The organism is Vibrio sp. 10N.222.55.C6 (genome assembly GCF_041473395.1).
GTDB classification, from domain to species: Bacteria; Pseudomonadota; Gammaproteobacteria; order Enterobacterales; family Vibrionaceae; genus Vibrio; species Vibrio crassostreae_C.
The window spans coordinates 1-962 of the sequence record NZ_JBFRSD010000065.1 but is presented as its reverse complement, the minus strand read 5'-3'; the positions used below and the strand labels follow the sequence as shown (position 1 = coordinate 962).

Annotated in this window: 1 protein-coding gene; it reads left to right on the top strand. The window is 48.5% G+C overall.

The features are described 5' to 3' along the window. The coding region (locus tag AB4486_RS22510; protein WP_372118692.1) for a tandem-95 repeat protein at positions 1-962 on the top strand (962 nt) is incomplete at both ends.

Here is a 962-nt window from a genome sequence, read left to right as displayed (position 1 = left end):
CTTACCGACAACGGTAATGGCACATACACCTTTGCGCCGAATGAAAACTTCAATGGCGACGTAAACTTCGGCTTCGATGTGTCAGACGGCACCGATACGGTGTCAGCAAACATCGACGTAAGCGTAACAGCGGTTGATGATGCGCCTGTGTCTGGTGACCTAGCGTACTCAATCGACGAAGATGGTTCGATTCGTCTAAGCCAAGAGCAGCTGCTTTCTCAAGCATCAGATGTGGAAGGCGATGACTTGACGGCCAGCAGCCTAACGGTTGGCGGTGATGCAACGGTTACTCAAAACGATGACGGCAGCTTCACGATTACGCCAGATGAAAACTTCAACGGTGACATCGATATCAGTTTCGATATCTCAGATGGCACCAATACCGTTCAAGCTTCAGCAGACCTGACTGTTAACCCAGTAAATGATTTACCTGTTCCACAAGACCAACAATTCAGTGTTGAAGAAGACGGCACGTTAATCTTCACTGATGCAGACCTATTAACAGGCGCAACGGACATTGAAGGTGACAACCTTACTATTGAAAGTGTGACCTACGACGGTGGCGACGGTATTCTTACCGACAACGGTAATGGCACATACACCTTCGCACCGAATGAAAACTTCAATGGTGACGTAAACTTCGGCTTCGATGTGTCAGATGGCACCGATACGGTCTCTGCCAACATCGATGTGAGTGTTACAGCGGTTGATGATGCGCCAGTGTCTGGTGACTTAGCGTACTCAATCGATGAAGACGGTTCTATCCGTTTAAGCCAAGAGCAATTGCTATCGCAAGCGTCAGATGTTGAAGGCGATGACCTGACAGCTAGCGACCTTACGGTTGGTGGAGATGCAACGGTTGTAGCTAATGATGACGGCAGCTTCACGATTACGCCAGATGAGAACTTCAACGGTGACATCGATATCAGCTTCGATATCTCTGATGGTACTAACACCGTTCA